The organism is Streptomyces sp. NRRL S-118 (assembly GCF_000716335.1).
GTDB lineage: Bacteria > Actinomycetota > Actinomycetes > Streptomycetales > Streptomycetaceae > Streptomyces.
Genome location: NZ_KL591027.1, coordinates 25,778 through 50,451, shown reverse-complemented (window position 1 = coordinate 50,451; position 24,674 = coordinate 25,778). Strand labels below are relative to the sequence as shown.

General features: G+C 73.7%; 21 protein-coding genes, 2 pseudogenes and 1 riboswitch. Of the genes and pseudogenes, 13 read left to right on the top strand and 10 right to left on the bottom strand.

Going from position 1 to position 24,674, the window contains the following annotated elements:
• Window positions 1–11: 11 nt before the first annotated feature.
• Window positions 12–1,298 (bottom strand): GAF domain-containing protein, encoded by a 1,287-nt coding sequence (locus tag IH00_RS0131435; protein ID WP_039947611.1) that lies wholly within the window; start codon window positions 1,296–1,298, stop codon window positions 12–14.
• A 123-nt stretch (window positions 1,299–1,421) separates the two neighbouring features.
• Window positions 1,422–1,510, top strand: a riboswitch (ZMP/ZTP riboswitch).
• Between the two features lie 22 nt (window positions 1,511–1,532).
• Here IH00_RS0131435 and IH00_RS0131425 point away from each other — a divergent pair.
• Window positions 1,533–2,432 (top strand): bifunctional 5,10-methylenetetrahydrofolate dehydrogenase/5,10-methenyltetrahydrofolate cyclohydrolase, encoded by a 900-nt coding sequence (locus tag IH00_RS0131425; protein WP_052411778.1) that lies wholly within the window; start codon window positions 1,533–1,535, stop codon window positions 2,430–2,432.
• Between the two features lie 12 nt (window positions 2,433–2,444).
• Here IH00_RS0131425 and IH00_RS40830 read toward each other — a convergent pair.
• The 3 genes and pseudogenes from IH00_RS40830 to IH00_RS0131410 all read right to left on the bottom strand — a co-directional run.
• A pseudogene (locus IH00_RS40830) lies at window positions 2,445–2,609 on the bottom strand (acetamidase); the annotation flags it as partial.
• A gap of 134 nt (window positions 2,610–2,743) precedes the next feature.
• Window positions 2,744–4,012: an SWIM zinc finger family protein gene (locus IH00_RS0131415; RefSeq protein ID WP_031079473.1), complete on the bottom strand. Its 1,269-nt coding sequence runs from the start codon at window positions 4,010–4,012 to the stop codon at window positions 2,744–2,746.
• The gene (locus IH00_RS0131410; RefSeq protein ID WP_078888062.1) at window positions 4,009–7,236 is read right to left on the bottom strand and encodes a DEAD/DEAH box helicase; all 3,228 of its coding nucleotides are present in this window, start codon (window positions 7,234–7,236) and stop codon (window positions 4,009–4,011) included. The genes IH00_RS0131415 and IH00_RS0131410 overlap by 4 nt, the downstream gene beginning before the upstream one ends.
• A 275-nt stretch (window positions 7,237–7,511) precedes the next feature.
• Between IH00_RS0131410 and IH00_RS0131405 the strand changes: the two genes are divergently transcribed.
• Together IH00_RS0131405 and IH00_RS0131400 are read left to right on the top strand one after the other, a co-directional pair.
• On the top strand, window positions 7,512–8,612 hold the full coding sequence (locus IH00_RS0131405; protein ID WP_031079471.1) for a fatty acid desaturase family protein: 1,101 nt from the start codon (window positions 7,512–7,514) through the stop codon (window positions 8,610–8,612).
• An 88-nt stretch (window positions 8,613–8,700) separates the two neighbouring features.
• Window positions 8,701–8,925, top strand: coding sequence for a hypothetical protein (locus IH00_RS0131400; protein ID WP_031079470.1), 225 nt, complete (start codon window positions 8,701–8,703; stop codon window positions 8,923–8,925).
• A 5-nt stretch (window positions 8,926–8,930) separates the two neighbouring features.
• Here the strand turns inward: IH00_RS0131400 and IH00_RS0131395 are convergent, their stop codons facing one another.
• The 3 genes from IH00_RS0131395 to IH00_RS0131385 all read right to left on the bottom strand — a co-directional run bounded on the left by IH00_RS0131395 (window position 8,931) and on the right by IH00_RS0131385 (window position 11,569).
• Window positions 8,931–10,070 (bottom strand): hypothetical protein, encoded by a 1,140-nt coding sequence (locus IH00_RS0131395; RefSeq protein WP_052411777.1) that lies wholly within the window; start codon window positions 10,068–10,070, stop codon window positions 8,931–8,933.
• A 466-nt stretch (window positions 10,071–10,536) separates the two neighbouring features.
• The gene (locus IH00_RS0131390) at window positions 10,537–10,815 is read right to left on the bottom strand and encodes a hypothetical protein (RefSeq protein WP_052411780.1); all 279 of its coding nucleotides are present in this window, start codon (window positions 10,813–10,815) and stop codon (window positions 10,537–10,539) included.
• Between the two features lie 145 nt (window positions 10,816–10,960).
• Entirely contained in the window at window positions 10,961–11,569 is a 609-nt protein-coding gene (locus tag IH00_RS0131385; protein ID WP_031079467.1) for a class I SAM-dependent methyltransferase, read from the bottom strand.
• A 150-nt stretch (window positions 11,570–11,719) separates the two neighbouring features.
• On the opposite strand from IH00_RS0131385, the gene IH00_RS37930 reads away from it, so the two are divergent.
• From IH00_RS37930 to IH00_RS0131345, 7 genes are all read left to right on the top strand, one after another.
• Window positions 11,720–12,658 (top strand): MHYT domain-containing protein, encoded by a 939-nt coding sequence (locus IH00_RS37930; protein WP_039947610.1) that lies wholly within the window; start codon window positions 11,720–11,722, stop codon window positions 12,656–12,658.
• Window positions 12,659–12,863: 205 nt separating this feature from the next.
• Window positions 12,864–15,536, top strand: a complete 2,673-nt coding sequence (locus IH00_RS0131370) for a sensor histidine kinase (protein WP_052411776.1) — start codon at window positions 12,864–12,866, stop codon at window positions 15,534–15,536.
• A complete protein-coding gene (locus IH00_RS0131365; RefSeq protein WP_031079465.1) occupies window positions 15,533–15,970 on the top strand; it encodes a roadblock/LC7 domain-containing protein in 438 nt (145 codons plus the stop codon). The genes IH00_RS0131370 and IH00_RS0131365 overlap by 4 nt, the downstream gene beginning before the upstream one ends.
• Before the next feature lie 13 nt (window positions 15,971–15,983).
• Window positions 15,984–16,376: a DUF742 domain-containing protein gene (locus IH00_RS0131360; RefSeq protein WP_031079463.1), complete on the top strand. Its 393-nt coding sequence runs from the start codon at window positions 15,984–15,986 to the stop codon at window positions 16,374–16,376.
• Window positions 16,377–16,444: 68 nt separating this feature from the next.
• Entirely contained in the window at window positions 16,445–17,035 is a 591-nt protein-coding gene (locus tag IH00_RS0131355; RefSeq protein WP_031079462.1) for a GTP-binding protein, read from the top strand.
• Window positions 17,036–17,209: 174 nt separating this feature from the next.
• On the top strand, window positions 17,210–17,605 hold the full coding sequence (locus IH00_RS0131350) for a roadblock/LC7 domain-containing protein (RefSeq protein ID WP_031079461.1): 396 nt from the start codon (window positions 17,210–17,212) through the stop codon (window positions 17,603–17,605).
• Window positions 17,606–17,690: 85 nt separating this feature from the next.
• Window positions 17,691–18,578 carry a DUF6397 family protein gene (locus IH00_RS0131345; RefSeq protein ID WP_052411775.1) on the top strand — a complete coding sequence of 296 codons (888 nt, stop codon included), beginning with the start codon at window positions 17,691–17,693 and terminating at the stop codon, window positions 18,576–18,578.
• A gap of 181 nt (window positions 18,579–18,759) precedes the next feature.
• Here the strand turns inward: IH00_RS0131345 and IH00_RS0131340 are convergent, their stop codons facing one another.
• Window positions 18,760–19,167: a RidA family protein gene (locus tag IH00_RS0131340; protein ID WP_031079459.1), complete on the bottom strand. Its 408-nt coding sequence runs from the start codon at window positions 19,165–19,167 to the stop codon at window positions 18,760–18,762.
• Between the two features lie 118 nt (window positions 19,168–19,285).
• Between IH00_RS0131340 and IH00_RS0131335 the strand changes: the two genes are divergently transcribed.
• The 3 genes and pseudogenes from IH00_RS0131335 (at window position 19,286) to IH00_RS0131325 (ending at window position 22,110) form a co-directional block, all read left to right on the top strand.
• A complete protein-coding gene (locus IH00_RS0131335; protein WP_031079458.1) occupies window positions 19,286–19,666 on the top strand; it encodes a winged helix-turn-helix transcriptional regulator in 381 nt (126 codons plus the stop codon).
• Between the two features lie 267 nt (window positions 19,667–19,933).
• Window positions 19,934–20,642: pseudogene (locus IH00_RS37925) on the top strand (enoyl-CoA hydratase/isomerase family protein).
• A gap of 1 nt (window position 20,643) precedes the next feature.
• Window positions 20,644–22,110: a hypothetical protein gene (locus IH00_RS0131325; RefSeq protein ID WP_031079457.1), complete on the top strand. Its 1,467-nt coding sequence runs from the start codon at window positions 20,644–20,646 to the stop codon at window positions 22,108–22,110.
• 252 nt (window positions 22,111–22,362) lie between these two features.
• On the opposite strand, the gene IH00_RS0131320 is transcribed toward IH00_RS0131325, so the two are convergent.
• Both IH00_RS0131320 and IH00_RS0131315 read right to left on the bottom strand, forming a co-directional pair.
• The gene (locus IH00_RS0131320) at window positions 22,363–23,406 is read right to left on the bottom strand and encodes a phosphatidylinositol-specific phospholipase C domain-containing protein (RefSeq protein ID WP_031079455.1); all 1,044 of its coding nucleotides are present in this window, start codon (window positions 23,404–23,406) and stop codon (window positions 22,363–22,365) included.
• A 687-nt stretch (window positions 23,407–24,093) separates the two neighbouring features.
• Window positions 24,094–24,495 (bottom strand): hypothetical protein, encoded by a 402-nt coding sequence (locus IH00_RS0131315; protein WP_031079454.1) that lies wholly within the window; start codon window positions 24,493–24,495, stop codon window positions 24,094–24,096.
• Window positions 24,496–24,674 lie beyond the last annotated feature (179 nt).

Sequence of the window (24,674 nt, the reverse complement as noted above, 5' to 3'; positions counted from 1 at the left end):
GCCCCCCGCTGCTACGGCCCCGCCCCACCGCCCCCCGCCCCCAGTTCCGCGTCCAGCGCGCGCAGCCTCGCCCGTACGGCGGCGCGCTCACCGGCCGGCGCGCGCGTGGCGAGCGCGCGCCACACCTCCAGGTCGTCCTCGCCCCAGGGGCTGTACGCCCAGTCCGCCAGCAGCCCCGCGTCCCCGCGCGCGATCAGCGCCGCCCGCAGCTGATCCGCCAGCCTCCGCCGCAGCCGCACCACCGCAGGTGCCCCCGAGCCGGGCAGCAACGGCCCGGCGTACCCGCTCAGGGCGGCCGTCAGCGCCCCCGAAGCCAGCCGCCGGCCGACCGCCCCGAAGTCCGCGTCGACCGGCACGGCCAGCCGGTACGGCCGCGAACGCAGCACAGCGGGACCCAACAGCGCGCGAAGCCGCGACAGTTCGGCGCGCAGCGTCACCGGGGTGACCGCCCCCTCCTCGTACAGTGCCACCAGCAGCTCGTCGCCGCTCAGGCCCTCCGGGTGACGGGCCAGCAGCACCAGGATCTCGCTGTGCCGCCGGCTCAGCCGTACCGTGCGCCCCCCGGCCGCCCACAGCGCCTCGTCCCGCCCGAGGGCCGACAGCCGCGCCCGCTGGTCGCCCGCGGGCGGCCCCGCAAGCGCCAGCTGCGACTCCGCGGCCCGCGCCACCGCCTGCACGAAAGCCAGGCTGTGCGGATGCGCCAGCCGGTCCCCGCCGGTGATGTCCACCGCGCCCAGCAGGTGCCCGGTCTGCGGATCGTGCACGGGCGCCGCCGCGCACGTCCACGCCTGCACCGGGCGCCGGAAGTGCTCCGCGGCGAAGACCTGCACGGGCCGGTCGACGGCGAGCGCCGTCCCGGGCGCGTTCGTGCCGGCCGCCGTCTCCGCCCACCGCGCGCCCGCCACGAAGTTCATGCGCTCCGCGCGACGCAGGGTGCCCGCATGCCCCTCCACCCACAGCAGCCGCCCGTACGCGTCGCACACCGCGACCAGGTGTTCCCCGTCCGTCGCGTACGCGCCCATCAACTCCCGGATCACCGGCATCGCGGCGGCCAGCGGATGCCCGCCCCGGTACGCGCCCAGCTCGTCCTCACCGAGGTCCACGCAGGCGGCGCCGTCGGGGCTCACCCGAGCGCGCGCCGAGCGCCGCCACGACTCCGCCACCAGCGCCCGCACGGGCGGCCCCTGCAACCCGCCGCCGGACGTGAACGCTTCGTGCGCCCGGCGCAGCGCCCCGGCCCGGGCCACAGGATCCGCACCCCGCTCCAGCGCCACCTCACCCGCCCAGGCATCGCCCAACTCGCCCTCCCGGTCCCGTACGCCGCCGCGCCGGTGCCATCGTCGCCGCCCCTCACCACGCCCACAAGCGTGCCGGTGCGTGCGACCCGGCACGCGCGGCCGGACAGGCCCTCCCGTAGAGTGGGTACGGGCCGTGACTGGCGCTTGGGTGGAGTACCACCGGGGAGCGGCCCGACGGACCGACGTCGATGCCGCGCGCCTGGGCGAGCCACCGCGACGCTCAGGAGCGCATCCATGACCACCGACAGGTCCACCAGCACGCCCACCGGCGCGTACGCCACGTCCCCGACCGCCCGTCTCATGGACGGCAGTGGCCTCGCCCGCCGCCTCGTCGAGGACACCGCCGTCCGCGCCGCCGACCTCACCCGCCGCACCGGCAGCCGGCCCTGCCTCGCCACCGTCCTCGTCGGTGAGGACCCGGCTTCCGTGACCTATGTGCGGATGAAGCGGGCCCGCTGCGAAAAGGCCGGAATCCGCTCCCGTCACATCGAGCTGCCCGCCACGACGACCACCGGCGAACTGGTCGCCACCCTGCGGTCCCTGTCGGACGACCCCGACGTCCACGGCATCCTGCTGCAGCACCCCGTCGGCCCGCACATCGACGAACGGGCCGCCTTCGAGGCCATCGCCCCGGAGAAGGACGTCGACGGAGTGACCACCACCTCGTTCGCGACGATGAGCTTCGGACTGCCCGGCTTCGTCTCCTGCACCCCGGGCGGCATCATGCGGCTGCTCGACGCGTACGACGTCGACCCGGCCGGCAAGCGGGCCGTCGTCGTCGGCCGCAGCGCCATCCTCGGCAAGCCCGCCGGCATGCTGCTGCTCGCCCGCAACGCCACGGTGACGTACTGCCACTCCCACACGCCCGCCGCCGACCTGTCGGCGGCCCTCCGTGAGGCCGACATCGTGGTGGCAGCGGTCGGCCGCGCCCGTTTCATCCGCGGCGAGGACATCAAGCCGGGCGCCGTCGTGATCGACGCCGGGTACAACGAGGGCAACGTCGGCGACGTCGACTTCGAGGGCGCCGCGGCCCGGGCGGGCCTGATCACTCCCGTGCCGGGCGGTGTCGGCCCGATGACCATCGCCGTCCTGCTGGCCCAGACCGTCGACGCGGCGGAGCGGCAGCTCGCGTAACACCCGAGGGCCTCACGGCCGGGGCAGCACCGCCGCCAGCTCCCGCAGGTGACGGTGCAGCCCCCGGTGCGGCTCACCGGCCGGCAGCCACTCCTTGCGGATCTTCGCCACGCACGTGTAGTCGGTGTCGCAGACGTTGGCCAGCGGTGCCTCCCCCGCCTGCGTCACCAACTGATGGCGGACAGCGTTCACGCCACGGCGCCGCCACCGGCCCCGCCAGGCTCACACCGGGCGACCGGACAGGTCCTCGGCCGCACCCGACGAGCCCCTCGCCTCCCGGAGGCCCGACGCCGGATCCCCGTCCGCACCCCTCAGCCCCTCGCCTCCGCGAAGGCCGATGCCGGATCCTCGGCCGGCGGCGTCACCGGAGCCCAGCGGCCGCCCTCCTTGCGGTACGCCCACCAGTGGCCGTCACGGCCCAGACGGAGCTGGACGCCCGTACCCGGCGCCGTCCAGCGGTCCGGCCCCGACGCCCGCAGCGCGGGCCGCTCGGCGTCGTCCCACGCCTCGGCGAGCAACGCGCGGGCGCGTGCCGACTGCTCCGGGGAGGGTGTCCACTCCTCCTCCAGCACGGCCAGTGCCGCGGACCCGCCCAGGCACCACGCGCGCGTGGCCAGGTCCAGATCGGCATGCCGCCGGCCGGTCCCGGAAGCCAGCCGGCCGGCGACCCGGGGATGCCCCTCCGCCCCGGCGGCGAGCCGCACCGCGTCCTGGTCCCGTGACAGCTCCGGCTCCACCGGCTGGTCCTCATGACCGGGTGCGAGCGCCTCCGCCAGCATCCGGTGGGCCCGCGCCGCCGCGTCCGTCGCGAGCAGGGCCAGAGCGCCCGGGTCGACACCCGGCGCCGGCGGGGTCTCCGCGTCCGGCGCCGGTGGCTCGCCCGGCCGCTCCGGCAGCGGGGGAGGAGCGGGAAGCGGTGGCAGGACGTCCCGCGCGGCGAACGCCTCGTCGGCCCGTACGCCTTCCGGCCCGGCGCCCGCGGGCCGGCCGTCCTCGGTCCGCCCGGCCCGCGCCGTACTGCGCACCTGGAGTTCGTCCAGCACCCGCCGCTCCCCGCGGCCCCGCATCAGCAGCAGCACGAACGGGTCCTGGTCCAGCAGCCGCGCCACCTGGTAGCAGAGCGCAGAGGTGTGCGGGCAGTGGTCCCAGGCATCGCACGTGCACTCCGGCTCCAGGTCACCGATGCCCGGCAGCAGTTCGACACCGGCGGCCGCCGCGTCCTCCACCAGATGCGGCGGCATGTCGCGGTCCAGCAGTGCGGCGATGTGCCCCGCCCGGTCCACCACGAGGTCCAGGAACCGGTCCCACTCCCCGTCGGTCAGCTCCTGCAGCAGCACGTCGCTGCGGTGCGCGGTGCCGTGCCGGTCCATGACGACCGCGGTGATCCGCCCCGGCCGGACCGAGACCGCGCCCACCGCGCCCTCACGTGCCTGCCGGCGCCCCCTCTTCAGCTGCTCCCTGTCGAGCGCCGTGTCCTCCAGGGCCTGCAGCCACGCCCGGCCCCACCACGTCTCGGCGACACCGCGGCCGCGGGCGGGCGGCAGCGCCGCGAACGTACGCTCGTCGTCGGCACGGCTCATCGCGCGCTCCCTCGCTCCGTCTTCCGCTGTGTCCTGCGCCGGGTCGGCTGCTGCGTCTCCCGAGGCGCCTGCTGCTGCCTTCCTCGCCCCGGACCCCGACCCGAGCGATCCGGATCTTGCTCCGGTCCCCGATCCGGCCCGCGCAGCTCCACCAGTGCCGCCAGTTCGGCGTCGGTCAGCTCGGTCAGCGCGCTCTCGCCGGAGCCGAGGACGGCGTCCGCCAGGTTCTGCTTGCGCGCGAGCATGCCGGCGATGCGGTCCTCGATGGTGCCCTCCGCGACCAACCGGTGCACCTGCACGGGCTGGGTCTGCCCGATCCGGTACGCGCGGTCGGTCGCCTGCGCCTCGACGGCCGGGTTCCACCAGCGGTCGTAGTGCACGACGTGACCGGCGCGGGTGAGGTTGAGACCGGTGCCCGCGGCCTTCAACGACAGCAGGAACACCGGCACTTCACCGTGCTGGAACCGCGCCACCATCGCCTCGCGCTCGGCGACCGGGGTACCGCCGTGCAGGAACTGCGTCCGTACGCCGCGTGCCGCCAGATGCCGCTCCAGCAACCGGGCCATTTGCACGTACTGGGTGAAGACCAGCACGCTCGCCTCCTCGGCGAGGATCGTGTCGAGCAGTTCGTCCAGCAGTTCCAGTTTTCCGGACCGGCCGGCGATCCGCGGACCGTCCTCCTTCAGGTACTGCGCGGGGTGGTTGCAGATCTGCTTGAGCGCGGTCAGCAGCTTGACCACCAGGCCGCGGCGTTCCATGCCGTCCGCCTCGGCGATGGCCGCCAGGGTCTCGCGCACCACCGCCTCGTACAGGCCCGCCTGCTCCGTGGTCAGCGACACGGTGTGGTCGGTCTCCGTCTTCGGCGGCAGCTCGGGCGCGATGCCCGGGTCCGCCTTGCGCCGGCGCAGCAGGAACGGCCGCACGAGCGCGGCCAGCCGCTCGGCGGCGGCCGGATCCGTGCCCCCTTCCACGGCCCGCGCGTAGCGGCTGCGGAAGCTCCCGAGCCGGCCCAGGAGCCCCGGCGTCGTCCAGTCGAGGATCGCCCACAGTTCGGAGAGGTTGTTCTCCACCGGCGTGCCGGTCAGCGCCACGCGCGCGTGGGCCCCGATGGTCCGCAGCTGCCGGGCCGTCGCCGAGTAGGGGTTCTTGACGTGCTGCGCCTCGTCCGTGACGACCATGCCCCAGGCGATGCCCGCGAGCCGCGCCGCGTCCAGCCGCATCGTGCCGTACGTGGTGAGGACGAACTCCCCGGCCGTCACACCGCTCAGATCCCGCGCGGAGCCGTGGAAGCGGCGCACCGCGGTGCCCGGTGCGAACCTCTCGATCTCGCGCTGCCAGTTGCCCATCAGGGACGTCGGGCACACGACGAGGGTCGGGCCGGCGGCCGACGGGTCGGTCTGCCGGTGCAGGTGCAGCGCGATGAGCGTGACGGTCTTGCCGAGCCCCATGTCGTCGGCGAGACAGGCCCCGAGGCCGAGGGACGTCATGCGGTGCAGCCAGTTGAGACCGCGCAGCTGGTAATCGCGGAGCGTCGCGGCCAGGCCTGCCGGCTGCCCGATCTCCTGCTGCCCGCCGGATGTGCCCTCCGGATCGGCGAGCCGGTCCCGCAGGGCCTGCAGCCGTCCCGTCGCACGGACCTCGACCCGGCGGCCGTCGACCTCGGTGCTGCCGGTCAGCACGGCGCCGAGCGCGTCGATGGGGGCGACCTCGTGGTCCTGGGCGGCCCGGGCACGGCGCGCCTCCTCGGGGTCGAGGAGCACCCACTGGTCGCGCAACCGCACGACCGGCCGGCCCGCCTCGGCGAGCCGGTCCAGTTCGGCGCGGGTCAGCTGCTGGTCGCCGATCGCGAAACGCCAGTCGAAGCGGAGCAGGGCGTCGGCGGACAGGAACGCCGGCAGGCCGTCCTGCCGGGGCGCGCCGCCGGGCGTCTCCTCGTCCGGAAACCCGATCACCGCCCGCGCGGTCAGAGAACGCGCGAGCTGCCTCGGCCAGTGCACCGGTACGCCGGCCGCCGCCAGCGCCCGTCCCGCCTCACCGAGCAGCTCGGTGACCTCCTCGTCGGCGAGGGCGACGGCATCCGGAACGGCGGCCGACAGCAAGGGGCCGAGCGCAGGCCAGGCTCGCGCGGCCCGCCGCAGCGCCAGCAGGGCGTCCATCCGGGCACGCGGCCCGAACGCCCGGCCCACGGCCGTCCCCGGCTCGTCCGCCGCACCCGACCAGACGTCCGCGGCGTCGGCCACCAGGGCCGGGTCGCTGACACTGTGCAGCTGCAGCACGGCGCGGAAGGCCGGCCGCGCATCGGCCGCGGGTCCGGCGAGGGAGCCGTGTGCCGCGCCGTCGGCCGAGCGCGCGTGGGCTTCATCCGCCATGACCCCGGCCGGCCTCCCGGCCCGGCTGTCCGCCGCGCCGTCGGGTGTGTCCAGGCCGGTCACCTCGACGCGCAGGGAGAGCCGTACGCCGGCGTCGTGGCCGGCAGCGACGGCCGCCGCCCATGCCCGCTGCTCCGGGACGTGCTGCGGGGGCGCCGCGGCGAAGGCCGTGCCGTCGGCGGCGAGAGGCGCCGCGGGCGTACGGGGCAGCGTGTCGGCCACGGCGTCCAGGAACGACCGCAGCAGCTGCTCCGGCCGCGGCAGCAGTGCCACGCCGTCCGGTGCGCTGCCGACCGGCACGGCATGGGCCTGGGGAGGCATGGACGCCGCCAGGGTTCGTAGGTGCTCCAGGTCTTCGGGCTCGAGCGGACCCACCCGCCACGCGTCATGGTCCGTGGCGGTCAGACCGGGCAACAGCTTTCCACGGGCGACGAGTTGGAGTGCCATCAGGGTGGCCGCGCCCCAGAACGCGGCGGAGGGCGAAGCGCCGGCGTGGAGACGGGCCCGCGTGAGCACGGGCAGGACGTGACGCACGGGCAGCGTCAGCGCCCGTACGGTGTCGGGCACCCCCTCGTCCGTGATGACGGTGAGCTCCTCGGCGGCCCCCGCGATATCAGCGATACCTCCGATACCGGCGGCACCGGCCGGGACGGTTGACTCCGGCACGTCGGGGAGCCAGAAGGCGACACGGCCGGCGCGGGGAGGGTCGCCGGGCAGGAAGACCGCCCGCGAGCGCGCGAAGAAGGAGAAGTCCGGGGCGCCGGCGTTCGGTGTGGCCGGGTGCGGGGCGACGGGATCCGGGGCGATGGGGTCAGGGGTGGCGGGGTCAGGGGTGGCGGGGTTCGGGGCGGGCATTGCATCGGAGAGCCTGTGCACAGCGCTGACGCATTCCTCAAATTTGACTAGTGCGATCCGGAGCGGCCGAGGGTACCGGAGCTGGCGCTTTCATGCGCTCAAGTCAGCAGTGATCCGGCTCACTTCGCCGGGGGAGGTGCAGCCAGCCCTACCCTCGCCCCCCGGGAAGCCCCCCGACTGGTTCCGGGTGGTGGTGCCATGGCCGGGTGTGTGCACTCGTCCGTAGGTTGATCAGGTCGGCACGTCATGCGTACGGACCAACCTCCGGAGACTTCATGCCCCAGGCCATCGCTGTCCCCCTCACGCCCGCGCCGCCGGCCGGTGCCCCCGCTCCCGCGCGCAGGATCCGGAGCCACGGCAGTGAGTTCACGCCCCTGCTGCGCGTCGTGAAGTCCCAGGGTCTGCTGGAGCGCCGCACCGGGTGGTACGCCCTCGGTATCTCCGTCAACCTGCTGGCCCTGGCGGCTGTCGCCGCCGGCCTCGTCCTCTTCGGGCATTCCTGGTGGTCCCTGCTACTGGCCGTCCCCTTCGCCGTCCTGTCCGCACGCGCCGGATTCTTCGCCCACGACGCCGGCCACCACCAGATCGGCGCGGACAAGCGCCGGGACCGGCTGCTCCAGCTGCTCCACGCCAACCTGCTGCTCGGCATGAGCCAGGAGTGGTGGAACGACAAACACAACCGGCACCACGCCAACCCCAACCATGAGGACAAGGATCCCGACGTCGCCCCGGACGTCCTCGTCTTCTCGCGGCACCAGGCGGAGGGTCGCACCGGCTTCCGGGGCTGGCTCACCCGTCATCAGGCCTGGCTCTTCTTCCCGCTGACCACCCTCGAGGGCCTCGCCCTGAAGGTGTACGGATTCCAGGCACTGTTCTCCAAGGACGGGCCGCGCCTGGCCCCGCGCGAGCGGCTGATCGAAGGCGGACTGCTGTTCGCCCACGTGGCGGGCTACCTCACCCTGCTGATGAGCACCATGTCGGTCGGCCAGGCCGTCGTGTTCGCCCTGATCCACCAGATGCTGCTCGGCGTCCACCTGGGCCTGGCCTTCGCCCCCAACCACAAGGGCATGGAGGTGCCCGACCCGCACGAGGAGCCCTGGGGTCATCTGCGCCGCCAGGTGCTCACCTCGCGCAACATCCGCGGCGGCGCCTTCACCGACTGGTTCCTGGGCGGTCTGAACTACCAGGTCGAACACCATCTCTTCCCCAGCATGCCCCGGCCCCACCTGAAGCTCGCCCAGCCCATGGTGCGCGCCCACTGCCGCGCCCTCGGCATCCGTTACACCGAGACCGGGTTCGTCGACTCGTACCGTCAGGCCCTCGGCCACCTCCATGACGTGGGCGAGCCGCTCCGTACCGCCCCGACGGCACGGTGAGGACGCTCGCCACCACGGGCGCGCACCGGTCCGCGAGGGGTGGCACCGGAACGGGTCTGAGAAGTGCCGATGGGGGTACGCGCCCGTCATGAGCGACAAGCGGCACGAAGGACCCGGCGAAGAAGGGCGCAGCGTCCCGAGGGACCTGCCCGACGAGCAGGCGAGCACCGGCTCCGACCACTGGGACGCCGATCTGTCCCGGACGGGTGACGAGGCGCGGGGCGGCACGCCCGCCGGAGAACCCGCCCCGGCGGACGGCGCACAGGGGGCCGTGCCCGAAGACGAGCCGGCCCCCGAGGAGCCCACCGGCTGACCCCGTCAGGCGGGCCGCACCGCCATCGCCTCCAGGGCCGTCAGCAGGGCGGGGAGCCGCGCTCCGCGCCCCACCGGAAGCACTTCGCCCGGCTGGTCGTCGAGCAGGACGAAGGCGATGTCGTCGGTCCGTGCCACCAGTGACCACCCGGGCCCGTCCGCCCTCAGCATGCGGGCCCCGTCGGGTGCGAACCCGGACCGCACCCGGCCGAGGGGCGGCGGGGAGTCCAGATACCCCTGAAGCTCCTCCAGCACGCGCCGCACCGCCGCGTCCCCGTACTCCGCGGGTTCCCGGCGCCCGGTGGACCCGGAGCCTGCGGAGTCCGGAGGGTTTGCACCGCCAGAGGCCCTCGCGGTCCCGGAACCTCCCGCCTCGCCGGTCGCACCAGGCCGGGCCGGATCATCCGGCGCTCCCGCAGCGCCGCCCGCTGTCCGGGCTTCCCGGCCGCCCTGCGGAGCGTCGCGGCCGTCTTGCGGAGCGTCGCGCCCGGGCAGCGGCCCCACCTGGTCCTGCGCGCCGTCCCCGGCTGCCGGCGTTTCCCGGCCCGGCTTCGGGCCCGACCGGCCCTCCGTGCCTTCCTCGTCCGCCGGAGCCCCAGGAGAGGCGAAGTCGCCGTCGTCGAGCCGGCTGCGCCAGGAGGCCCACTGGAGCGCGATCTCGTCCGCACCCAGGCGCCGCTGGGCCGGGCCCCAGGAGCCGGCGTCCGGCGGGGTCAGCGGGGGCCGGTCGTCCGCGGCCGTCGGGGGATCGTGCGGCGGCGGCAGCTGCGGCGCGGCCACCGAGAGCCCGAGCGGCCAGCCCGGCAGAGCGGCGACGACACTGCGCTCGTCGGGGGAGAGGTCGTACTCCATACCGCAGTCCCAGGAGGCGATGGCCACCGCGACCAGGGACACGTCGTCCACGACGACCGTCCACCGGGCACCGTCGCCGTCCTGCCCCAGCACCAGCCCGTAACCGTCCGCGTACGGCTCCAGGCCCAGGGCAGCGCACGCCTCGGGATAGTCGTCCGCGAGCACGCTGGGGAACTGCGCGGGTGTCAGCAGCGCGGCCGTGAGTACGTACAGCGCGTCGTCGTCCGCCGGGGCGCCGACCACGACGTCGTCCCCGACACCACCGGCCTCACCCACATCCCGAGTCCCCTCCATGCCACCCTCCCCTCGGATCGTTCGTCGGCGCACCTTAACCAGCGGGTAACCCGCCCGTCGAGGGCCTGTCCGACCGTAATGAGGTCGACACCTCCGGATCGCCCGGCTACGGTCCGTGGCATGTCCACCTCCAGCTCGCACTTCGTGTGCCTGCCCTGCCGTGCCTCCTACAAGAAGGCGGCCGGCTACGGCAGGCGGCTCGCGAACGTCTGTCCCCGTTGCGGCGGGCAGCTGCTGAGCGCGGGCTCCGCCCTCGCCGTACCGCCGCGCCGCGACCGGGCGGGCTGGCGCGCTCTCGCCGCCGTGCTCACCGCGGGCCTGCGCTTCCGCCAGGACTGCTGCGGCTGTGGCCCCGGCTACCGTCCCCGGACGCCCCGCGAGGTGAAGGACCTCCTGGCGTACGGCGCCCGCACCGGCACCTCACCGGCGCGGGCACTGGCCCAGGGCGACCCGTACGGCGACGACGTCAGGCAGCGGGTAGGCCGAGGAGGCTTCGCGCCACGGTCTGGGGGGACTCGTCGCGCTCGCGGGCGAGGGCGATGACCGCCCGGCAGGCCAGCTCGCTGACCCCGAAGGACAGCGCCTCGGGCGACACCCAGCCCGCCGCTTCGTCGATCCGCTCCTGGTCGTCCTCGGCGCACGCGGACACGTAGACCGCCGCGGCCTCGAAGAGGTTGTGCTGCCGTGCGCGGGAGCCGTTCCCGGGCTCCGGCGCCGGGGACTTGGGGAACCTGGGGAGCTTCAAGATCGTGCGGAGTCTGCTGTACAACGGACCCACCTTCCCCTCCACCTGGGCTGTCCCTCCAACCTACGGCCCGCCCCGCGGCGGCAGAAGAGGGCTGCACCACGCGGGGCTCGTCTCGGTGCCCCGCGCGGTCGCCGGTTCCCGGTCAGTCCTGCGTCACCTCACGTGCGGCGAGGACCAGAAAGCGGTCGTCCTCGTCCACGTACGACTCCATCCGCCAGCCGGCGCCGGCCAGCAGCGGCCGCAGGTTCGGCTCGGCACGCAGATCGTCCTCGGTGATCCGCCGCCCGTGGCGGGCGGCCAGAGCGGCCCGGCCGACCGGGTGGAACAGCGCCAGCCGCCCGCCGGGCCGCACGACGCGCGCCAACTCCCGCAGGTTCTCCACCGGATGGGGCAGGTGCGAGATGAGTCCCGCCCCGAAGACGGCGTCGAGCGCACCGTCACGCAAGGGCAGCCGGGCCACGTCGGCCAGGAGCAGCGCTGCGCTGCCGTCGCGCCCGGCCCGCACGGCCGCCGCCAGCATCGCGGGGGTGAGGTCGGCGCCGATGACGGTTCCCTCCGGACCGACGGCCTCGCGCAGCGGCGGCAGCGCACGGCCGGTGCCGCAGCCCGCGTCGAGGACCGCGTCCCCGGGGCGCAGCCCGACATCGGCGACAGCCGCGGCGTACGCCGGACCGTCGTCCGGGAACCGCGCGTCCCAGTCCGCCGCCCGGGCTGTGAAGAACTCCTGCACATCCGTGTGGTCTTCGGTCATGCGGCCATGATCCCGCACACGCGATCCAGCCGTGCGGTGCACACGTTCGAGCGGGGCGCGATCGTGCAGAACCACCTCTCTGTCATATTTCATCAGCTTTCGAAATGCGCCCCCCATGTGCGCCCCTGCGGGGTCTAGCGTCCCTGAGCCATGGGACACCTGGACCACGCCACCCTCGGCTGGCTGACCCCCGTGCTGTCGTACGCCATGGCCTGCATCGGAGCGGCCCTCGGCCTGCGCTGCACCGTACGCGCGCTCGACGAGGTGGGCCCCTCCCGCCGCAACTGGCTGCTGACCGCCGCCTCCGCCATCGGCACCGGCATCTGGACGATGCACTTCGTCGCGATGCTGGGCTTCGGCGTCACCGGCACCGACATCCGCTACGACGTGCCGCTGACGCTCCTGAGCCTGCTCGTCGCCATGGCCGTGGTGGGCGCCGGCGTCTTCGCCGTCGGCCACGGACACCGGCGGGCTGCGGGTGACACCGGCGCCCACGGCCGGGCACACGGCCCTGTCGCCGGCCCCCGCACCGGCCCCACGACGCACGGCGACAGCAATGGCAATGGCGACGGCAACGGTGACGGCAGCAGAGCCGGACGAGGACAGGGCCGCAGGCAGGGACTCGGCCGCGTCGGTGCCCTCCTGCTCGGCGGGCTCACCACCGGCCTCGGCGTCGCGAGCATGCACTACCTCGGCATGGCCGCACTCCGCCTCCACGGCACCGTCCGCTACGACCCGCTCCTCGTCGCGCTCTCCGTCGCCATCGCCGTCGTGGCCGCCACCGCCGCCCTGTGGGCGGCCCTCAACATCACCTCACCCGTCGCCGTCGCCGTCGCATCCCTGGTCATGGGCGCGGCCGTCAGCAGCATGCACTACACCGGCATGCTCGCCGTCACGGTCGACGTCGCCCCGTCCGGCGGGCGACTGCCCGGGGCCACGCCGATGCAGTTCATCTTCCCCCTCGCCGTCGGCCTCGGGTCCTACCTCTTCGTCACCGCCGCCTTCGTCGCGCTCTCCCCGACCACCGGGGAACGCGCCGCCTACACCTCGGCCGAACGACGCACCGAACCGGCGATCACCCCCCTCTAGGGGTTGTCCGCCGGTCAGGCCGGGCTCGCGCCCCTGGCACCGCACCACGGCTCGCCACGTTCGTCGCCGGTCGCCGACGCTCCGCATCGGCTTCCTCCTCCGCCTCGTGACGCACGGCACCGGACGCCGCTCGCTGCTCCGGCCCGATCGATGAGACACCCCCTGGCCCTGCCGGCCCCCGACCCGTACCCGGAACGAGGACGCCATGCCCACCTCCCGCACAGCCCCCGGCGGCGCCGCCGCCCCCGGGGTGTCGCCACCCGGCACGCCGGCGATCCGCGGCCGCCGCGCGCACGCGGGACCGCCGGGCCCTGGTGACCACCGCGTACCGCACACGGCGGCTCGGCGTCCGGCCGGCGCCCGAGGGCGCCCGAGGCCCCGGACCGTACGCGCCAGGATCATCTCGCTGCTGATGGTGCCCGTCGTCTCCCTGCTCGCCCTGTGGGGCTTCGCCACCGTGACCACCGCGCAGGACGTCACCCGGCTGCGCGAGGCCCGGCACGTCGACGACCGGGTACGCCAACCGGTGGCCACCGCCGCTGCCGCCCTGCAGGCGGAGCGCAGCGCGGCCGTACGCCAGGCGGCCGCGCCCGGCAGCGGACACGCCACCGGACTGCAGCGACTCGCGCGGCGCACCGACGCCGCCGTCGCGACCCTCCGCCTGGACGACCGGCACACCGTGGCGGACACCGGAGACCTGCCGGCCGATGTCGCCGCGAGGGTACGGAAGTTCGTCGACCGTGCCGAGGGCCTCGCCGCCCTGCGGACCGCGGTCATCGACGGAGGAGCCGGCGGGGACACCGTCTACACCCGGTACACGGCCGCCATCTCGGCCGCCTTCGACGTCCAGGGCGCTCTCACCGGCATGCCCGAGGTCCCGCAGGGCTCCCGGGCGCGCGTGCTGCTGGAGCTCGCCCGCGCCGGCGAGATGCTCTCCCGGGAGGACGCCCTCCTCACCTCCGCCCGGCTCAACGGGGAGTTCCCCGCACCCCGGCACCGCACCTTCACCGGCACCGTGGAAACCCGTCGCACCCTCCTCGCGTCGGCCTCCGCCGACCTGCCCGCCCCTCAGCGCGACGGCTGGCGCCGACCCGGCGTACAGCGTCCCCACCGGCAGCTCGTCGCCGCGGAGGACGCCGTCGTCGCCGCGGCGCCCGGACGGAAGGCCGCCGCGGCCGTGCCGGCCGCCGCCTGGGACGGGGCCCACGGCGCCGTACGCACCGCCCTGGCAGCCCTCGAGAGCGACGCCCGTAGCACCGCGGCCGACGACACCGACCCGCTCACCGGCGGCATCCTCACCCCGGCCGGAGCAGCCGTCCTCCTGGGCCTGGCGGCGGTCGCCGCCTCCCTCGTCATCTCCGTACGCATCGGGCGCGCCCTCGTCGTCGAACTCGTCACCCTCCGCAACACCGCCCTGGAGATCGCCCGGCGCAAACTCCCGCACGCCATGGGCCGGCTGCGCGCCGGGGAAGAACTCGACATCCGGACCGAAGCACCACCCGGGCCGCCCGCGCAGGACGAGATCGGACAGGTCGGCGAGGCCCTCGGCACGGTCCACCGGGCCGCGCTCGGCGCCGCCGCCGAGCGTGCCGAACTCGCCAGCGGGATCTCCGGTGTCTTCGTCAACCTCGCCCGCCGCAGCCAGGTCCTCGTCCACCGGCAGCTCACGCTCCTCGACAGCATGGAACGCCGCGTGGACGACCCGGCCGAGCTGGGCGACCTGTTCCGGCTGGACCACCTGACCACCCGTATGCGCAGGCACGCGGAGAGCCTCATCATCCTCTCGGGCGCCGCCCCCGGCCGCGCCTGGCGGACGCCGGTTCCGCTGACCGACGTCGTACGGGCCGCCGTGTCGGAGATCGAGGACTACGCGCGCGTGGAGGTACGCCACCTGCCCGAAACGGCGGTCGACGGGACCGCGGTGGCCGATCTCACTCACCTCCTCGCCGAACTCGTCGAGAACGCCACCCAGTTCTCCCCGCCCCACACCAAGGTCCGCGTCACCGGCGAACCCGTCGGCAACGGCTACGCCCTGGAGATCGAGGACCGCGGCCTGGGCATGGGCAGGCAGGCCCTGGCCGAAGCCAACCACCGCATCCGGCAGTCCGAGGCGCTCGACCTGTTCGACAGCGACCGCCTCGGCCTGTTCGTCGTCAGCAGGCTCTCCGCACGCCATGACATCCAGGTCCACCTGCGCCCCTCGCCGTACGGCGGCACCACGGCCGTCGTCCTGCTCCCCACCGACCTGCTGCGGACCGCGCTCCCGGCGGATGTCGCCGGCCGCGCGACCACCGTGCCCGCGCCGCCGTCCGCCGCGCACAGCCGGCCACCCCGGGTCCCCGTACCGACGCCCACCGGCACCGCGCCCACCGGCACCGCGTCGGCCGACCACCAACCGCACGAGCCCCCGCCCGCCCGGGTCACCGCCCTGCCCGTGCCGGGCCGCCCACCGGGCCCGCCGAGCCGGCCGAGCCCGCCCCGCCCCGGCCGCCCCGACGACCCTGTGGTGGACGGGGCCGGCGGCCGCAGCGGCGAGCACGACGCCCGCAACCCCACGGAGCACGGCCGGAGCGGTGAGTACGACGTCAGCAGCCGCGCCGGCCGTGGCCCCCATGATCCGCGCGGCGACATGGTGGACGACCGCGGCGGGCTCCCGCGCCGCGTTCGGCAGGCCGGCCTGGCACCGCAGTTGCGCGAGGCGCCGCCACCCCGATCCGAGCCGGATCCGGCCACCGGTGGCAACGACACCACTCGCACCGCCGACCCCACCGGCACCCCGCTCACCACACGAACGCCCGAGCAGGTCAGGGACCGCATGACCGCCTACCGCGACGGCTGGGTCCGCGGCGGCGCAGCCGGCGAAGGAGACAGAAGATGATCGAGCACCAGAGGACCGCCGCCCATCCCCCCGCCCGGGAGCTCGACTGGCTGCTGGACGACCTGAGCGCCCGCGTCAGGGAGGTACGCCACACGGTCGTGCTCTCCGGCGACGGCCTGGCCGTGGGGGCCTCCAGCGCGCTGTCCCGCGAGGACGCCGAGCACCTGGCTGCCGTGGCGTCCGGGTTCCACAGCCTCGCCAAGGGGGCCGGCCGCCACTTCCACGCCGGTGGCGTACGCCGGACCATGGTGGAGATGGACGAGGGCTTCCTGTTCGTCGCAGCCGCCGGGGAGGGGTCGTGCCTGGCCGTGCTCAGCACGGCCCACGCCGACATCGGCCTCATCGCGTACGAGATGGCACGACTCGTCAGACGGGTGGGCGAGCACCTTCGTACCCCGCCGCGCGTCAACGGCACCCCGCCGGCCGCCGGATGACGGGCGGCACACCATGACCGAGCCGGACAGCCACTGGTACGACGCCGACGCGGGGCCGCTCGTCCGCCCGTACGCCATGACCGGCGGCCGTACGAAACCGGGTCCCAGCACCGTACGCTTCGACCTCATCGCCCTCGTGGTCGTCGACGACGATCCGCCGGACGCCGCGGCAGGCGCATCGCTCCTCGGACCGGAACACCGGGCTCTGCTCACCCTGTGCCGCGCCGAGACGCAGTCCGTGGCCGAACTCGCCGCCGACGCCGACCTGCCGGTCGGGGTCGTCCGGGTGCTGCTGGGAGACCTCCTCGAAGCCGGGTACGTCGCCGTCAGCCGGCCCGTACCGCCCGCGCAGCTCCCGGACGAGCGGATCCTCAGAGAGGTCGTCGACGGCCTCCGGGCCCTGTAGCGCCGCCCCCCCTCACACATCCTCCGCCCACCGACCGTCATTGACGCCCATCCCGAGAGAAGAGTTCCATGGCCTCCGAGTGCTCCGACACCACCGCCCTGGCCCTGAAGATCCTGGTCGCCGGGGGCTTCGGCGTCGGCAAGACCACCCTGGTGGGGGCGGTCAGTGAAATCCGCCCCCTGCGGACCGAGGAACAGCTCAGTGAGGCGGGAGCGGCCGTCGACGACACCGGCGGGGTCGACCGGAAGACCACGACGACCGTCGCCATGGACTTCGGCCGCATCACCATCCGCTCCGGCTTGTCCCTCTACCTGTTCGGGACGCCCGGGCAGGACCGCTTCTGGTTCCTGTGGGACGAACTGTCCCAAGGAGCTCTCGGCGCGGTCGTCCTGGCGGACACCCGCCGCCTGGAGGACTGCTTCCCGGCCGTCGACTACTTCGAGCACCGCCGCATCCCGTTCGTCGTCGCCGTCAACTGCTTCGCCGGAGCCCGTACGTACGGTGCGCATGACGTCCTGCGCGCACTCGACCTCGACCGGGGGACGCCCGTCGTGCTGTGCGACGCCCGTGACCGCGACTCGGGGAAGGAGGTCCTCATCCGGCTCGTCGAGTACGCCGGCCGGTTCCACACCGCCCGCCTGCTCGACTCGGTGTCCTGACCATCAGCCGCCTGTGTCAGGGCACTTCGGGCACTTCGCCTTGGAGATCAAGGCGTTGCCGCCGCACACCACGTGATGGTGAAGCTCCGGAGCGCTCTTGCCCTGCCCACGCCAGTACGAAAGGCTTACGGAGAAACGGGGCAACGGGGAACGCGGGAAACGGGGAGGACCGGAATGGCTCTGGACAAGGGACTCGACTGGCTTCTGGACGACCTGACCAAGCGGGTCGCCTACATACGGCACGCTCTCGTGCTGTCGAACGATGGACTGGTGACCGGTGCCAGCAGCGGGCTCGCCCGGGAGGACGCCGAGCATCTGGCGGCGGTCTCCTCCGGCCTGCACAGCCTGGCGCGTGGATCCGGACGCCACTTCGGTGTGGGCAGTGCCCGGCAGACGATGGTCGAGTTCGACGAGGCGATGCTGTTCGTCACCGCAGCCGGTGAGGGCAGCTGCCTGTGCGTGCTGAGCGCGGCCGAAGCCGATGTGGGCCAGGTCGCCTACGAGATGACACTGCTCGTCAACCGTGTCGGCGAACACCTCGCCGTGGCCGCCCGGCGGCCCGGCGACTGAGTTGTCCACAGGCCGGACGCGCGGGTCCGCCTCCGCGCTACCTTCGTGACACAGAGTGACGCTCGACTCACGGGGGAGGGCCCGCATGACGGCCACCGACACCACTGCACGCACAGTCGCGTTCGCGCGCGCCGCACAGGAACTCGTGCTCAGGAAAGGCGAGTTCGAACTCGCGGTCCAGCTCGGACACGTGCGCACCGTGCCCGGCGCCACGGGAAGCGCCGGCACCGCGGGGCGGCCCCGCGTCGCCCGGACGGAGCTCGACCGGCTGCGCGCGGCGCCCGACTTCCCGGACGGACTGCGCGACCGCGTCCGCACGGTCGGTACGGCCGAGGCCGCCCGGCTCGCCTCCATCACCACCGACCGCTTCACCAGACTCGCCCGGACCGGCCACTTCACCCCGGTCAGGTTCTACCTCAACCGCTACCGGGCGGTCGTCTGGCTCTACCTCGCCGGTGAGGTGCGCGAGTTCGCCGAGCGGCACCCGGAGCTCCTCACCGGCAGGCTGCCCGGCGCACTGCGCGCCAAGCTCGACGCGGGCGACGACGCGCGCCCCCGCAATTGGCGCGCCCGCCGGCTCGGCCTGCTGCTGCGCGGCACGGACGATCCCTGGGCGGGGGCGGCGGCCATCGCCTCGCTGCTCGATCCGGTCCAGGTCGCCGAAGTGGTCGACGACCCGTACGAACGCGCCTACCTCGACCGGCTCCGCCCCGAACCGCCGCACGAACGCTCGGAGTCGGCGTCCTTGCACGAGGCCACCGAGCGGCTGCTGCGGGCCGACGAGCCCGACGAGATCCTGTGGCACCGCCTCAGCCTGGCGCTGGCTCTCGACGAAGCCCGTGCCCTGCGGCCGGCACCCCGCCCGGACGGCGGCGCCTCCCGCAGCCGACCTCCGGCCCGCCCAGCCCGCGGACGCGCGGGCCTGCTCGGCCGCCTCCGGTTGCGCCGCCGCACCTCGGTACGGGCCGGTTGAGACGGCATCGCCCGGGCCTGTCTTTCGGGTCCTGCCGGGTCCGGCCTGATGACGGACACCATCGCAGGTTCGCGACACCGACCGGCGACCGGGTCGGTGGGCTCCCCGGTGGCCCGGCCTACGACCTGAAGCTCGACGGCTACCGCTGCCCGCTCACGTCGTGGCCGTGGGCGGGGTGCCGTCAGTCGATGACCGCGGTGGCTTCGATCTCGACCAGGTGCTCGGGTACGTCCAGCGCCGCGACCCCCACCAGGGTCGCCGGGGGTGCAGGGGAGACCCCCTGTTTCGTGACCGCCCGGGTGATCCCTTCCATGAGCAGGGGCATTTTGTCAGGGGTCCAGTCGGCGACGTAGACAGTCAGTTTCGCCACGTTGCCGAGGGAGGCGCCGACTTCGGCCAGCGCGGTGCCGATGTTGAGGTAGCACTGTTCGGCCTGGGCGGCGAGGTCACCCTCGCCGACCGTGACACCGTCGGCATCCCAGGCGACCTGGCCTGCGATGAAGACCAGCTTCGAGCCGGTTGCGATCGACACATGATGGTAACCATCGACCTTCGGCAGTCCGCCGGGGTTCACCAGGGTGATGGGCATGTTGCTTCCTCCTTGTCGACGACGCACCGCGACCGTCGCTCTCTTGTGGTGACTTCGGAACCGTAAGAGAGTGTTCGCTGACATGGAAGAACGCACTTTTCAGTGACTGGGGAACCTTATGGTGACCAAGCAGTTCGTAGGCTCGCCCGACGAAGCAGACGTGAGGCGCGCCGACTCGCTGGCGCGGGAGATCTTCTCGGACCTCGCCAACAAGTGGGCCCTCCTGATCGTCGAGGCTCTGGGGGGAAGCACCCTGCGTTTCGGTGAGCTGCGGGACGAGGTCGAGGGCATCAGCCACAAGATGCTCACCCAGAACTTGCGCATGCTGGAGCGCAATGGCCTGATCGAGCGGACGGTGCACCCGGTGGTACCGCCGCGAGTCGAGTACACCCTCACCGAGGCGGGTCAGGCCCTGCGAGTGACGATCGACGGGATGTGTGACTGGACCCACCGGTACCTGGGGCAGATCGAGGCCTCCCGCCACCGCTTCAACGACTGACGGGTTGACCACTCGCTGACCGCCCCGGGCTTCTCGCCGTGCTGACCCGCGTTCCGGCCAACAGTCCTGCCCTGTCGGCAACCCACGCGCGCCTCGGCGACGCCTTCGGTGCTGCCGCTCAGGCCCGCGGCGGCGACGGCGGTGCGCCTGTCGCTGATCAGTGCGCGGCTCCGCTGTTGCCCACTGCGCCCGAACGACGTCACCGGCAGACCGGGCGGCGCCCCCTACTTGATCATATGATCGGCTGTTGTGAACAGCATCCGGTGCATGGAGCCGTCGAAACCGCAGCCGCGGCTGGCGCACGGTGTCGCGGACGGCGTCGCCACGGTCGTCATCTGCAACGCCACGAAGCGCAAGGCGATGACGGCCGCGATGTGGCGCGCCCTGCCCGGCCTTTTCGCGGAGCCGGCCGCCGACCGCGCCGTCCGGGCGCTGGTGCTCACCGGCGCCGGCGCCACCTTCTGCGCCGGTGCGGACATCGCCTCCCTGCGCGAACCGGGCGACGAACAGCAGGCACTCGCGGTACCGGGCCGAGGAGGCGCCGGCCGCCTTTCCCGGGCCGACGCCCGCCTGCTACCTGCGGTTCGCCGACGAGGGCGCGCTGTTCGGCGTGACCCCGGCGAGGCCGGGCATCGCTCACCCCGCCTCCTCGACCCGGCGGCTGGTCTCCCTGGTGGGCCCGTTCGCCGCCAAGTACCTGCTCTTCTGAGGCGAGTTGATCGATACGGGACGGCCGCAGCGCACCGACTCGGCGGACGAGGACCTGCTGTCGGGCGGCCGGTTGGGGCGAGCGGGTGGCGGAATGCACCCGGTCCCCGCCTCCCGCTCGCCGCCGACCCAGGCGGCGGCGAAGGAGTGCGCGGCGGGCCGCACCGACCGGCACGCCCACCGGGCGGAGCAGGTGCGCGACAGTGGCGCCGAAGGGGTCGCCCCTTTCCTGGAGCGGCGGTTGCCGCGCCTCACGTACGAGGTGTGAGATGACGTCGTCACGCGAGCCGCGCGACGCCTGGCTGCACGGCCTCGCCGGCAATCCGTCCGCGCCCGCATCGGTCCTCGTACGGCTGCTGCGCATGGCGCCGGAGCGGCAGCTCCCTTACGCACTGATGCTCAGGCCGCTGCCGGCGGAGGTGATCGAGGCGTGGCTGCGCCACCCGGACCGGAGAACCCGGCGGGCCCTGTGCGAACAGCACCACCTCACCCCCGAGCAGCGCGGCCGGCAGCTCGACGGCGACGACCCGCGGATCGCCTTCATCGTGGCGACCGTCGCCGCCGATGAGGGCAGGGCGCTGACCGAGGACACGTTCGAGCGGCTGGCCGCGCACCCCGACTCCAAGGTCCGCTGCGAGGCCGCACGCCACCGTGACCTGCCGCGCCGCCTCCGGCACGCCCTGGCGGCGGATCCGCATCCGGCGGTCCGCCGCAGCGTGTGCCGGTGGGGGTGGGCCGAGTTCGACGCCGGTCTGCGGGCGGCGCTCGTGGCCGACGAGGACGACGGTGTCCGCTCCGAGGCCCTGCTGAGCCGCCACCGCGAGCTCCCCATGGACCCGCACATCCATGCTTCTCTGCCTGAGGAGGCGGTGCGGCAGCAGGCGGCCCGGGAGTGCCGTCTGACGTCCGAGCTCGCGGAGCTGCTGGTGACCCACGAGGACGCGGGCATACGTGCCGGTGTGGCGGAGAACCCGCACCTGGCCGCGGACCTGGTGGTCCGCCTCGGCGAGGACCCGGACGAGCGGGTGCGCTTCACGGCAGCGCAGCACCCCTCCCTCGACGAGGACCAGCGCGCGGCGATACCGGTGGAGATCTCGCCGGACGTGCGCTACTGGCCGCTCGACTGGGTCCTGGCACGCCGGGACGATCCCGAGGAGATGCGGCGCTGCGCCACCTCGGGACACGTTCTGCTGCGCCGGGGCGCGGCGCTGGCGAAGGAGCTGCCGCCCGACGTCGTCGAGCTCCTCGCGCGGGACGAGGACCACGTCGTACGGCTCCTCCTGGCCGAGTCGTGCGCGCAGGCGCCGGGCGAGCTGCTGCTGGAGATGTGGCGGACATGGAACGGCTGGTCCCGCTTCGAGATGCCGCGGCACCCCAACTTCCCGCGTCGGGGCCTGCTGCGGTACGCGGACGACCCCGACCCGCGGATGCGGGAGCTGGCCCGGCTCGACCCGGAGTCGACGGCCGAGGTGGTGGAGCGGCTCGGCCGGGACCCCGAGCCGACGGTGCGGTACGCGGCGCTCGGCGACGGGCGGCTCTCGCCCGAGTCGGTCGTCCGCCTGACCACCGATGCCCAGGAGGAGGTGCGGGAGCGCGCCGCGGCGGACTCCCGGCTCCCGCGCGAGGTGCTGGCCCGGTTGCTGGAGGCACCCGGGACGGCCGGCGCCGCCGCGGCGAACCCCGTCCTGCCCGTCGCGGTGATGCATGACCTGCTCGACAGGGCCGGGTTGCCCTGAGGGCCCGGGCCCGGCGGAGCCACCGGCGACCGAGCGCAGCCCCTGGGCTGGCCGACCATGCCGTCCATCAGCTGCCGCCGCGTCCACACCTGCGGCCGTCCCGGCTTGATGCCCCGTGGCAGCAACGGCTCAAGCCGGGCCCACTGGCCGTTCGTCACATCCCCACGTCCCACGCGACCTGATCACCGACGGACGAGATCCACTTACGGAGTCGACCACTCCGCGACCCCGCCGCACAGGTTGAAGATCAAGCTAGGCGCCCCGCGGTACCACCGCACCCAGCACGGCGGGCAGGGGGTACCAGTCCGACGACACGACGCTGGCGTGCCGCCCGGCCAGCAGGGCCACCCGCTCCCGTGCCTGCGCCTCGGTCGGGCGGACGCCGTCGATGGCGGGCGCCACGTTGTGCGCGTCGGTCATGACGACCAGGTAGTGCCGCTCGGCGTACCACTTGGTGGCGATGGAGCCGCCCGCGTAGGCGGAGGCGTTGCCGTCGAAGACGACGAACCAGGGCCGGATCCCCGCTTCCGTGTACCGGCTGCGCGGGTCCCCGGCCTGAGCACCGGTCACGGCGGGGAAGGCCGTTGCCTCGCGCAACCGCCCGGCCGCGGCCAGGTTCCGCAGGTGCTGGGCGTACTCCCGATCGGTCCACAGCGTGTCGAGGGGGTTGTCCTTCTCGACCGTGCCCGGGATCAGCTCGACGATGAACTTCCCGGCCATCGCCGAGCGCGCCGGCCAGCCGTCCAGCCGTGCGGCGGTGTCCAGATCGGGCCGGGCACCGGCCAGATCGGCGGGCCGGAACAGCGCGTCGCCCAGCCGTGCGGTCAGCAGTGCGTCCAGGGCGGCCGGGCCCCGGCCGTACTTGCCCTGGAACCCGTCCTTCAGCTCGAGCTTCAGCAGGACCGGCCGGTGCCCCGGGTTGGCGTCGTGCCAGGCCCTGATGTCGGCGAGGCATCCGCCCAGATCCTGGTTCCTCGGCTTGGTGCGCAGTTCCCCGGCGTTCGCCGCGTTCACGCAGTTGTTGTCGTTCCCGACCGGGTTGCTGTGCGAGACCCGCCAGGATCTGCCGAACACGTTCGTCCACACATCGATCTCGAGCATGCCCGCACCCGAGTCCAACCCGTCCGCGAAGTAGGGGAACTTGTCCTTCTCATAGGCGTTGTGGACCCCGACCGACGTCGAGGCCGAATAGGCCGACTCGCCCGGGTCGGCCGCTCGCGCGTCGACAGGGGCGAGCCCGGCGGTCAATGCCATGACGGCCATCCCGGCCATGGCCGTACGTGCAAGCGTCCTCATAACCCTGCCCCCATCCGTCGACCATGCGTCGACCCGGTTCGTCGAAGTCGACCGCAGAGTAGGGGAGTTGAGTGAAGGAGGGGAGACTTGGGAGCGTCCGTCGTCACAACACACGGCCATGCGGTCGGCCGAAGGCAACGATCCTGCGATGCCTTTGCCCCGTTTTCTTGCTCCCCGCCCGCACGGCCGGGCGGCTCACTCCCTTGGCGTCCCGGAGCGGCGCTGTCGACCGGGCGCCGCGTGAGCCCGCGTTCCCGGGCCGGGGCGCGCAAGCGCTCTGCGTCGTTCAGTGTCCGCCGGAGCATGGTGGATCGGCGGTGATGGTGCAGCGGCGTCTGGCAGGAAGGCGCCGGCCTGGGTGGGCTCCTGCTTGGCCTGGTGGATCTGACAGAACAGCCTGGCCTCGCCCGGGCGAGCAGCCACGGCCGGGGCCTGGCCGTCCCTGGCCGGCAACCCGGACAGCCGATGAATCAGGCCAGCCTGCTCGACCACCTTCGGGACGTCGGAGTGCCTGTTTGGCGTGCCCGGGCCTCAGTGATCCGCGAGCTCGCGTTTCAAGCCCCTGCCCCCGTCGTTGCCCATGCCCTCGGCTGCCACGACCAGACCACCACGCGTCTCGTCACGGAAGCCGGCGGAACCTGGAGCCGGTATGCCCCGGCGATCACCAACGATGAACCTGCTGTGTCCTCACGCAGGATCAGCGGAGCCACGCCGGTCCTCGACGTGGACGATGTGCAATTCGGTGCCGTCCCGGTGGCGCTTGGAACGTCCGCACATTCCGACAGCCAAGTTGTCCTGGCCACGGGGCTCGTCGGGCGCGACATAGGTGAGGACGTCCTGGTGGTGGCCGGTGACCACCCAGCCGTCGGCGTGCTTGACGTCGATCACCCCGAAGTCTCCTGCGGGAGAGCCTGCATGCACAGGACCGAATTCCCTGAGGATCTCGGTGGCCTGTTCGGCAAGGTCTCCCTCGGGCTCGGTAAGCACCACACAGGTGCCGTGTTCGAACAGCACCCACGAGGTGCGAGGATCGGTGAGAAGGCGCTGCCAGACGTCGGTGAGTATCTCGGTATTCACGACGATCATCATGTCGCAGGCTCCGGCGGCTCACAGTCACGATCCGCTGGTGCCGTCAGCGAATACGCGACACGTCAACACACGAGCCCACCCGTCCCGAGCCCCGAAGGCCACACACCCCTCACACCCGGCCCTCTCGGGAACCCGGCGTGAGGGGCGGGGGGTCCGCGTGCGGGACGGGCGCCGGGCGT

Excerpts from the sequence above, each read along its gene's own strand:
- IH00_RS0131425 (WP_052411778.1), top strand. The coding sequence starts at position 1,533 with ATGACCACCGACAGGTCCACCAGCACGCCCACCGGCGCGTACGCCACG.
- IH00_RS0131415 (WP_031079473.1), bottom strand. The coding sequence starts at position 4,012 with ATGAGCCGTGCCGACGACGAGCGTACGTTCGCGGCGCTGCCGCCCGCC.
- IH00_RS0131410 (WP_078888062.1), bottom strand. The coding sequence starts at position 7,236 with ATGCCCGCCCCGAACCCCGCCACCCCTGACCCCGCCACCCCTGACCCC.
- IH00_RS0131405 (WP_031079471.1), top strand. The coding sequence starts at position 7,512 with ATGCCCCAGGCCATCGCTGTCCCCCTCACGCCCGCGCCGCCGGCCGGT.
- IH00_RS0131400 (WP_031079470.1), top strand. The coding sequence starts at position 8,701 with ATGAGCGACAAGCGGCACGAAGGACCCGGCGAAGAAGGGCGCAGCGTC.
- IH00_RS0131395 (WP_052411777.1), bottom strand. The coding sequence starts at position 10,070 with ATGGAGGGGACTCGGGATGTGGGTGAGGCCGGTGGTGTCGGGGACGAC.
- IH00_RS0131385 (WP_031079467.1), bottom strand. The coding sequence starts at position 11,569 with ATGACCGAAGACCACACGGATGTGCAGGAGTTCTTCACAGCCCGGGCG.
- IH00_RS37930 (WP_039947610.1), top strand. The coding sequence starts at position 11,720 with ATGGGACACCTGGACCACGCCACCCTCGGCTGGCTGACCCCCGTGCTG.
- IH00_RS0131370 (WP_052411776.1), top strand. The coding sequence starts at position 12,864 with ATGCCCACCTCCCGCACAGCCCCCGGCGGCGCCGCCGCCCCCGGGGTG.
- IH00_RS0131365 (WP_031079465.1), top strand. The coding sequence starts at position 15,533 with ATGATCGAGCACCAGAGGACCGCCGCCCATCCCCCCGCCCGGGAGCTC.
- IH00_RS0131360 (WP_031079463.1), top strand. The coding sequence starts at position 15,984 with ATGACCGAGCCGGACAGCCACTGGTACGACGCCGACGCGGGGCCGCTC.
- IH00_RS0131355 (WP_031079462.1), top strand. The coding sequence starts at position 16,445 with ATGGCCTCCGAGTGCTCCGACACCACCGCCCTGGCCCTGAAGATCCTG.
- IH00_RS0131350 (WP_031079461.1), top strand. The coding sequence starts at position 17,210 with ATGGCTCTGGACAAGGGACTCGACTGGCTTCTGGACGACCTGACCAAG.
- IH00_RS0131345 (WP_052411775.1), top strand. The coding sequence starts at position 17,691 with ATGACGGCCACCGACACCACTGCACGCACAGTCGCGTTCGCGCGCGCC.
- IH00_RS0131340 (WP_031079459.1), bottom strand. The coding sequence starts at position 19,167 with ATGCCCATCACCCTGGTGAACCCCGGCGGACTGCCGAAGGTCGATGGT.
- IH00_RS0131335 (WP_031079458.1), top strand. The coding sequence starts at position 19,286 with ATGGTGACCAAGCAGTTCGTAGGCTCGCCCGACGAAGCAGACGTGAGG.
- IH00_RS0131325 (WP_031079457.1), top strand. The coding sequence starts at position 20,644 with ATGACGTCGTCACGCGAGCCGCGCGACGCCTGGCTGCACGGCCTCGCC.
- IH00_RS0131320 (WP_031079455.1), bottom strand. The coding sequence starts at position 23,406 with ATGAGGACGCTTGCACGTACGGCCATGGCCGGGATGGCCGTCATGGCA.
- IH00_RS0131315 (WP_031079454.1), bottom strand. The coding sequence starts at position 24,495 with ATGATGATCGTCGTGAATACCGAGATACTCACCGACGTCTGGCAGCGC.